Consider the following 9,012-nt stretch of genomic DNA (forward strand, 5'->3'; position numbering starts at 1 on the left):
GCCTAAAAAAAGGAGCATGAAGCTCCTTTTTTTTGCAGTAAAATTAGCGTAAATCTTGGGTGACTTTTTGCAAAATCTGTAACAACACATCAAATTCACTTTGCAGTGGTGTGCTTTTACGGGTCACTAAAGCCAATGTACGGCTAGGACCTGCTTCAATCGGTTTAACACTTAACTCAGGATTGGCTTTGATCATAGTGGTATGTACTGCAATTGCAGGCAATAAAGTAAAGCCCAAGTTTGCCGACACCATTTCCACTAAAGTTGGCAATGAGCTTGCTTTTAAACGATGATCATTTTTACGCTCGCCAATTGGGCAAGCACTTAACGTATGATCACGTAAACAATGACCTTCTTCTAGCAACATCAAACGCGATAAATCGAGTTGATCAAGAGAATTGGCATTTAAAGCATGTTGATCGGCTTTGTTACACACTAAATACAAGCTTTCGCGTGCCACTTCAGCCACTTTTAAACCACGGGTATCAAATGGCAGTGCGAGCACCACCATATCTAAATTGCCGTGTTCTAATTTTTCAACGATTTTTTCGCTTTGGGCTTCGTGCAAATGCAACTGAATTTTTGGCAGTTGTTTATGTACTTCATCTAACAGTTGCGCCAAGATAAATGGGGCAATGGTGGGAATAATACCTAAATGTAAGTCGCCGGTTAGCGGCTCACTCATCTCACGGCTTAAACGCATTAAGTCTTGAGCATCAGCCAGTAGAACACGCGCGCGTGCTACCACTTGTTCACCGAGTGGGGTTAAACGCACATTTTGACGATCACGTTCAACCAGCACGCCACCAAGTAAGCGCTCAAGTTCCATGATCCCGCCCGACAAAGTCGATTGCGTCACAAAAGAACGACGCGCTGCTTCAGTAAAGTGCAGTGTTTCAGACAGTGTAACAAGGTATGACAGCTGTCTTAAGGATGGTAATGCAGCCATAGTGTCCTAATTAGATTTAAAGTGATGAGCAAATAATCCGCTAAGATAAGGAATAAAATGCGGTGGGATATCATGCCCCATTCCTTCAATTAATTCAAATCTAGCGCCTGAGATTGCTTTAGCAATGGCCTTACCATGCGCTGGTGGCAACAGACGATCACGCGACCCATGAACCACTAAGGTTGCTTGATGAATTTGCTGATCCAGTTTAAGTAAAGAGCCGGTACATAATATTGCGAAAAACTGTTGAAGTACACCAGTCGGATAATAACTTCGTTGATAGAGCTTTCGCACCGCTTGTGCTGCCTCGACATGGTTTAAATAACCCGGCGAGCCAATGATTTTAAAAATCTGTAGGTTATGATCAATAATAGCATCTTCATCATCAGATTTGGGGCGTGCAATTAAACTAAATAGCTGCTTTGGGAAAGGTGGTGGTAATAAAGGTTGATTATTACTGCTAAATAGCAACCCCAAAGCACGTACTTGTTCAGGATAACGTGCCGCCAAAATCTGCGCGATCATGCCACCCATTGATGCCCCTAAGACATAGACTTGGCCAAGTTGCATTTTTTCAATTAATAATGCCACGTCATCAGCCATGTCATATAGATTATAAGGCGCACCTTGATTTTCTAAGCCTAAAGCAAAACGTCCCATCAGTTTCGCTATGCTCAAAGGCGGGCCTTGATGATGAATTTTTGAGGATAAACCAATATCACGGTTGTCAAAGCGTATGACCCGAAAACCTTGATCGATGAGTGATTTACAAAAAAAATCTGGCCAATAGAGTAATTGTGCGCCCAAACCCATAATTAACAGTAAAACTGGATCATCAGCTTTGCCACCCACTTCTACATGCAGCTCAATCCCATTGCCTAAATTAACTTTGGTTTCTTGCATAAATGCAGTATAGGGTGAAGCTTTAAACTCAAGCGCACAACTCATACCCAACTTCCTATTGTGCTTGGGCAGGAATTAGATCCGGCACCAATTTGGTTAAACTCAAGCGTTGTTTGGCTGCTGTTGGCCCAAGTAACACAAAACCACGCAACGTATGCTGATGATCGAATGCTTGCGCAATTAAACCATCTTCTTGTGGCTCAATTTTCCATGTTACATCAACATCTTGTGGGACAGGCAACACCGTTAACGGTGCGGCAGGTGTTTTAACCGCAACAGGCATGGCAGGGTAGTGCACATGGGTTGGGTGACCGCTTAAGGTTTTTGCTAAAGCACGCGCTTGTTGCATAATTGGCATGACATACGGTAATAACGTACCGTTGACCTCGGCACAATCACCTACCGCATAAATATGCTCTGCACTGGTTTGCAGTTGCGTATCGGTAAGAATCCCACGATTTACTTGCAAACCTGCATCTTGTGCAAGCTCGCTATTGGCACGTAAACCAATGGCTGATAGCACCATATCTGCTTGTAACGTTTTACCATTGGCAAGCGTCACATGATAACCATGACTTTCTAGATCAATTGAAGTCACTGTTGTGCCCAATTCAAACTCAATGCCGGCTGCTTGTAATTTGCTTTGGAACTGTGTAGCTACATCTTGAGGTAATAAACGTGCCAGTGCTTGCTCGGCTATATCAATCACAGTAGCTTGATAACCGCTTTGCTGTAAATCATTGGCAAATTCACAGCCAATTAAACCTGCACCTAAAATGGCAACCCGTTGCGCAGCTTTTTGATCAAGCTCGCCACGAAATGCGGTGTAATCATTTAAGTTATTCACCACATGAACTTGCGCAGTAGCATTACCTTGTAGCGCTGCACGAATGGGTGTGGCACCTAGAGCCAGCACCAACTTTGCATAGGCTTGTGTGCTTGGTTGTCCGTCACACTCAAGCTCAAGTACCTGTTGTTCGGCATCAATAGCTTTTACCCAAGTATTTGCCATAATGTGCATATTGAGTTGAGTACTCATTTTTTCTGCATCACCCAATGCAATTTGTCCAGGGGCTTTGTTGCCCACTAAAGCATTAGATAAGGTTGGTTTTGCATAGTTGCGTGCGTCATCGGCACAAATCATCACAAGTGCAGTATTTTGGTCGATTTTACGAAATTCACGTGCCACAGCATAAGCGGCCATACCTGAACCAATGATGACGATGGGATGCATACATTAATCTCTCTATATAGATAAAAATCAAAAAAAGACCATCGAAATGGTCTTTTTTTATGGTTTAAAGCTCAACCATTTCAAAATCAGCTTTAGACACACCACAATCTGGGCAAGTCCAATCCTCTGGAATATCATCCCATAAAGTACCGGCTACAATACCATCTTCAGGCCAACCTTGTGCTTCGTCGTAAATCCAGCCACATACGATGCATTGATATTTTTTCATCTGACTCTCCACTGCTGACCAACATAGGGTCAGCAAAAAATAAACACGCTGATTATAAGGTGATTTCGCTAAATTCTGACGTGCTTGCCCTATCAAAGTAAAGTAAATATACGTGTAGATTGTATTTTGCTGCAAAAATAAAAAGCGCTTATAGTTTTTTATCCATCACACACAGCCAAGCCTAAAACCACCAAGACATTAAGTCTCACTAGACTAAAGTCGCGCAGCAAAATAAGGCTAAATTGGTTATTATAAGATCATAGTAGTCTATACTTAATATTTAATAAAAAAATAGTAATTAAAAAACAAAAACTTATACAAAAACGCTGTTTTTTAATTGAGCGCTTTAGGCTGTAATTGGCTAGCCTTGCTTTTTAATTGCGGTTAAAATTCCACACGTTCTTTCTGATTACTGATTATTTCTCCCATGAGCAATTTGTCTACAACGTTGTGGTCTCATATTCGTACGGTTCAAGATTTCCCAAAACCTGGGATTAAATTTTTTGATCTCACTCCATTATTTATGAGCAACCTTGAGCCGTTAACAGATGCTTTAATCGCCAGTATTCCGGCTGAAAAACTCGCTGAAGTGGATAGCTTTGTTGCTGTAGAAGCGCGTGGCTTTGTATTGGCAAGCTTATTGGCACAGCGTTTAGGCAAAGGTTTAGTGCTTGTACGTAAAGCAGGTAAGTTACCGCCACCTGTGGTTGGTGTAGGCTATAGTTTGGAATACGGCTTAGATCGTTTAGAAATGTCGGCTGAAGTACCGGCTCAGAAAGTGATTATTGTGGATGATGTATTGGCGACAGGCGGTACATTAAAAGCAGTTAAACAACTGGCTGAAAAATGTAATCACCACATTTTAGGTGCAAGCATTTTCTTAGATTTACCAGACTTACATGCTGATTTAGGTTTAACCATTTGGTCAGTATTAGATGATAAATCACAGCCACAACAAGATGTTGCTTAAGATTTAGCATGAAAAAGCCTTGGATGATCCAAGGCTTTTTTTATGTGTGTTGTAAAAGTTTGATTTGTTCAATCAAGACATTTAAATTTTCAGGACGGGCTAAACGGTGATGCCCACCTGCTACCGCTGCCACTTGCATATACGGTTCAAGCTGTGCATTGACGGCATGCATATCTAAAATCTCATCATCCAATTCTAAATAAGCCAATTGCAAAATATCGTGCTCAAGTTCTTGTTCGGTAATCGCAGGATAATCGGCACGAAAAGAAGGGCTTAAACTTGGATTGGCAATAATGGCCGGAATTTTTGACCACAATGACATTTTAAGCGCCCAATACCCGCCTAAACTGTGTCCTACAATCAGTGTGGGTTTAAGCGTGCGAATTAGTTCTTGATAAAGCGCATATACGCTTTGAAAGCTTAAAGCACGATAGTCAACAGTCACACAGAATTTATTATTAGAATCAATTGCATGGAATTTGCTTGACGCTTTGGATGAGTCAAGACCATGAAAAAATAAAATTTTAGGGGCGGGCATTGTGATCTCAATCCAAAATATGTGATTGTTCATTTATTTATTTGTGCTTATTTTAAGCCAATTCTTATGCTGAAGAAGTTCACATTTGGTCTTATAGACTTTAGCCCAAGCAAATTTTTGCATGCATGTCGAGGAACTCTTACGCAAATTCTTGTAAATCTGCTATGCTATGCAACTTCTATTTTATTCGCTATTTCGAGGCAGAGATGACGCAACAAAACGCTCAGTCGACTTCTGAACAAACTATTTCCGAAAACGATTTAATTGCACAGCGTCATGCCAAGTTAAAACAAATTCAAGACAAGGCACAACAAACTGGTACGAGCCCTTGGCCAAATACCTTTAAACGCGAACATTACGCACAAGATTTACAAGATCAATTTGCTGAGGTGTCAAAAGAAGACATCGAAGCAGGTGACAAAGTCTATGTATCGGTTGCAGGTCGTGTGATGCTCAACCGTGGTTCATTTATTGTCATTCAAGACATGACGGGCCGTATTCAGCTTTATGTGGCACGTAAAGAACTCGATGAAGACACTGTTGCAACGATTAAAGGTCTAGATTTAGGCGATATCATTGCAGTCAAAGGCTATATCGGTCGTTCTGGTAAAGGGGATTTGTACGTTCATATCGAACACTTTGAACTGTTAACCAAATCATTGCGTCCATTACCGGATAAATTCCATGGTTTAACCGATACAGAAGTTAAATATCGTAAGCGTTATTTAGACTTGATCGTTAACGAAGAAACACGTAAGACTTTTGAAATTCGTGCCCAAGTGGTGGCAGGGATTCGTGCGTTCTTAAATGATCGTCGTTTTATGGAAGTTGAAACGCCAATGATGCATGTGATTCCAGGTGGTGCGTCTGCGCGTCCATTTGAAACGCATCATAATGCTTTAGACATGCCATTGTTTTTACGTATTGCACCAGAACTTTACTTAAAGCGTTTAGTGGTGGGTGGTTTTGAACGTGTATTTGAGATTAACCGTAACTTCCGTAACGAAGGGGTATCGACACGTCATAACCCAGAATTCACCATGATTGAATTCTACCAAGCCTATGCAGATTACAAAGATTTAATGGAACTGACCGAGCAAATGCTTGAAAAGTTAGCGATTGATATCTTAGGTTCAACTGATGTGCCATATGGCGATGAAGTGTATAGCTTTAAAGGTCCATTCAAAAAAATCTCAATGTTTGATGCAATTTTAGAGCATAACCCACAGTTTAGCCCTGAAAACGTCAATGACCGTGATTTCCTTGCAAAATTTGTTCAAGAAGAACTCAAAGAGCAAGTTAAACCAGGCTTTGGTTTAGGTAAATTACAAACTATCGTGTTTGAAGAAACTGTAGAAACCAAACTGCGTCAGCCAACTTTTATTACTGAATACCCAGCTGAAACTTCACCACTTGCACGTCGTAATGATGATAATCCACACATTACCGACCGTTTCGAGTTCTTTATTGGTGGTCGTGAGTTAGCCAATGGCTTCTCAGAGTTAAATGACCCGATTGACCAAGCAGAACGCTTCCAAGCGCAAGTAGATGAAAAAGAAGCAGGTGACGACGAAGCGATGCATTACGATGCAGACTTTGTTGAAGCATTAGAATATGGTTTACCGCCAACAGCAGGTCAAGGCATCGGTATCGATCGCTTGGTGATGTTGTTTGCGAATGCGCCAAGTATTCGTGATGTGATTTTATTCCCACATATGCGTCATAAAAATGCTTAATATTTAAGCTTTAAGAAAACCCGCCAAGTGCGGGTTTTTTTTATATGTTCCTAAAACTGTTTCAAAATAAGCTGTTGTTTGGGTTGTAAAGCTTATGTAGTGCTTTTGTGTTGAATTTTATTATAAAGTGTAAATAAATAAACTATTAAGATTAACTTTAATAACAATGTAAGCAGTTTAATTATTTTGATGATCCATCTATGTTAAAAAAATGGCTAATCGCTGCTGTCAGTTTGGGTTGTATGACGTTCACGCCACTTTATGCACAAGGCATTGTGTTGAATGATGAGCAGTTACGTCAAGATTTAAATTGGCTGAATCAACAAGGCGTGATTCAAATCAGTACCTCGATGTGGCCATTAAGTGCTGATGAGATTGAGCATGCTTTAGAAACAGCTAAAATTCAGAATTCAAGTCAGGAAAAAGTCATTGATGCTGTAAAAATTGCCTTAAAACAAGACAATATTCCCCTAACATTAGGTGTTTTTGCAGAAAGTGAGCAGAAAAATTTACCACAAACTTTTGCTGATGATGTCAAGGCTCAGTATCAAGTGAGAATCGAGGGTAATGCCGGTAGTGACAATTGGGATGCCAAATTACGTATCAACGCTGAAAAAGATCTGCAAATTGATCATGGTCAAGAGTTGAATTTAGAAGGGTCTTATTTAGCAGGCAAACTGTGGAATCAATGGTTGATTGCAGGTCAAATTCCAACCTATTGGGGGCCGGGGCATGAAGGGAGTCTTATCCGTGGTGATGCGAGTCGTCCAATTTATGGCTTGACCATGCAACGCGCCGAACAACATTCATTTGAAACGCCATGGTTGTCATGGTTGGGTCTTTGGCAATATCAAGCTTTTGCAGGTCAGTTAGATGATTATCAGGCGATTCCTAAGGCCAAACTCATTGGCTTGCGTTTGACTGCACAGCCGCTCCCTTATTTAGAGCTTGCAGCATCACGTAGCTTGCAATGGGGGGTGAGGGGCGTCCAGAGAGTATGAATTCACTTTGGGATGCTTTATTGGGCAATAAAGATAATGGTGGCACAGGTGAACCTGATCCGTCTAATCAAATTGCAGGTTTTGATGCACGTTTAAATCTTCAGACGCTAATCAATCAGCCTGTCAGTTTATATGGACAGTATGTCGGTGAGGATGAAGCGGGTTTACTGCCTGCGAAAAAAATGTATTTAGCAGGTGTTGATTATTCATCAAGTTTTAAGCAGCGACCTTATCAAGTGTATGCCGAATGGGCGGATACGCGTACCAATGGTGAAGTACGTGGTATTTCTTACAATCATAGCTTGTACACCGATGGTTACTATCAACATGGCTTTTCTTTAGGGCATGGTTTAGGTGGCGATGCACAGATGTTCTCTGTCGGTGGGCATATGCATCTTGACCCAAAGAATCGTATTAATGCTAAATTACTCGCAGCGAAAGTCAATCAATCGAATCGTGATACCAATCAAGCTTTTTTAGTGGAAGATACTATTCGTGCACTTGATGTGAGTTGGCAGCATCAACTGCGTGCAGATCTGCCTTTAAAACTAAACGCATGGCTAACGACTCTGATACAAATGTTCAGGATGCAGGCGCATCACTTGGCATTGAGATTCCTTTAGACAGTCGTTTATTGAAATATTAAAAAAAAGCCCCTAAAGGGGCTTTTTTTAAAGTAGAGCGGTTTGAATACGCACTTTCATATCTAAACTTTGCTGCACAATATAGTCTTTAATCCATTGCACTTGCTGACCGCGTGGATTGGTTTTAGTCGCAGTCTGAATAAAATTGAGTTCAGGACGACTAAAAAGTTGCTCTTGAATGGCTTGCTCAAGTTGTGCCGAGTTGGAAAACAGCGGTAATTCGACCAAATAAAATGCTTTAGGGTAATTATAAAATGCATAAAGTAAATTAAAGGCCTTTTGTTCGCCTTTTAAATTGCCTGCGCCAATTTCATAACCACGGTCTTGGTTACTATGGGTCGCACCAATCAGAAATTTAAGCTGATTGCCATCGAGTTTGACTGCAAACTGTAAACCAATTTGATCACTGGTGGTTTCGTGTTGGGCAAAAAAGCTTAATGTTTCGCCTTGATCGGTTAAAGGTTCTTGTAAAACTAAAATATGTTGTTGGTGTTGATAAATAAAGCCTGCCAAATGCGCAGCTTCAATACGTTGTTTTAAAGTTTCAACTGAATAGTTCATCATGAGAGAAGATAGCATATAAGCCAAGATAAAGTTTAATGTAGGCAGATTTTCAGGCTTTGCCAACAGTTTTTATGCGAAACATTGAGAGTTTTTTACGCTTAAATCAGTGAAATATTCACTTAATAAAATTAAGTCAAATGAATAGGGGAAAGCTGAACCATTGCTATAATAACCTGAGTTCGATATAAAAAAAGAGTAGAAAAAAAGCCCTGTTTTTGTAACATATTGGTTCTCAAGACAAAAT

Annotated in this window: 8 protein-coding genes and 1 pseudogene; 3 read left to right on the plus strand and 6 right to left on the minus strand. The window is 40.6% G+C overall.

Translation table 11 applies throughout. The features are described from left to right. Positions 1-43 precede the first annotated feature (43 nt). The 4 genes from oxyR to rubA form a co-directional block, all read right to left on the minus strand. Positions 44-949, minus strand: a complete 906-nt coding sequence (gene oxyR / locus Q0Z55_RS10075; RefSeq protein WP_297427916.1) for a LysR family transcriptional regulator OxyR — start codon at positions 947-949, stop codon at positions 44-46. A gap of 6 nt (positions 950-955) precedes the next feature. After that, the gene (locus tag Q0Z55_RS10080) at positions 956-1,897 is read right to left on the minus strand and encodes an alpha/beta hydrolase (RefSeq protein ID WP_297427919.1); all 942 of its coding nucleotides are present in this window, start codon (positions 1,895-1,897) and stop codon (positions 956-958) included. A 10-nt stretch (positions 1,898-1,907) separates the two neighbouring features. Further along, on the minus strand, positions 1,908-3,086 hold the full coding sequence (locus Q0Z55_RS10085; RefSeq protein WP_297427922.1) for an FAD-dependent oxidoreductase: 1,179 nt from the start codon (positions 3,084-3,086) through the stop codon (positions 1,908-1,910). A gap of 64 nt (positions 3,087-3,150) precedes the next feature. Further along, the gene (rubA, locus tag Q0Z55_RS10090) at positions 3,151-3,315 is read right to left on the minus strand and encodes a rubredoxin RubA (protein ID WP_297427925.1); all 165 of its coding nucleotides are present in this window, start codon (positions 3,313-3,315) and stop codon (positions 3,151-3,153) included. Positions 3,316-3,742: 427 nt separating this feature from the next. Between rubA and Q0Z55_RS10095 the strand changes: the two genes are divergently transcribed. After that, entirely contained in the window at positions 3,743-4,285 is a 543-nt protein-coding gene (locus Q0Z55_RS10095; protein ID WP_297427927.1) for an adenine phosphoribosyltransferase, read from the plus strand. 40 nt (positions 4,286-4,325) lie between these two features. On the opposite strand, the gene Q0Z55_RS10100 is transcribed toward Q0Z55_RS10095, so the two are convergent. Next, a complete protein-coding gene (locus Q0Z55_RS10100; RefSeq protein WP_297427930.1) occupies positions 4,326-4,823 on the minus strand; it encodes a YqiA/YcfP family alpha/beta fold hydrolase in 498 nt (165 codons plus the stop codon). Positions 4,824-5,029: 206 nt separating this feature from the next. On the opposite strand from Q0Z55_RS10100, the gene lysS reads away from it, so the two are divergent. Together lysS and Q0Z55_RS10110 are read left to right on the plus strand one after the other, a co-directional pair. Continuing rightward, positions 5,030-6,559 carry a lysine--tRNA ligase gene (gene lysS / locus Q0Z55_RS10105; RefSeq protein ID WP_297427933.1) on the plus strand — a complete coding sequence of 510 codons (1,530 nt, stop codon included), beginning with the start codon at positions 5,030-5,032 and terminating at the stop codon, positions 6,557-6,559. A gap of 200 nt (positions 6,560-6,759) precedes the next feature. Beyond that, positions 6,760-8,206, plus strand: a pseudogene (locus Q0Z55_RS10110) (capsule assembly Wzi family protein). A 25-nt stretch (positions 8,207-8,231) separates the two neighbouring features. On the opposite strand, the gene Q0Z55_RS10115 reads toward Q0Z55_RS10110, so the two are convergent. After that, positions 8,232-8,765, minus strand: coding sequence for a hypothetical protein (locus Q0Z55_RS10115; protein ID WP_297427943.1), 534 nt, complete (start codon positions 8,763-8,765; stop codon positions 8,232-8,234). Positions 8,766-9,012: the final 247 nt, after the last annotated feature.

It is taken from the genome of uncultured Acinetobacter sp., from assembly GCF_947626835.1.
Lineage (GTDB): Bacteria > Pseudomonadota > Gammaproteobacteria > Pseudomonadales > Moraxellaceae > Acinetobacter.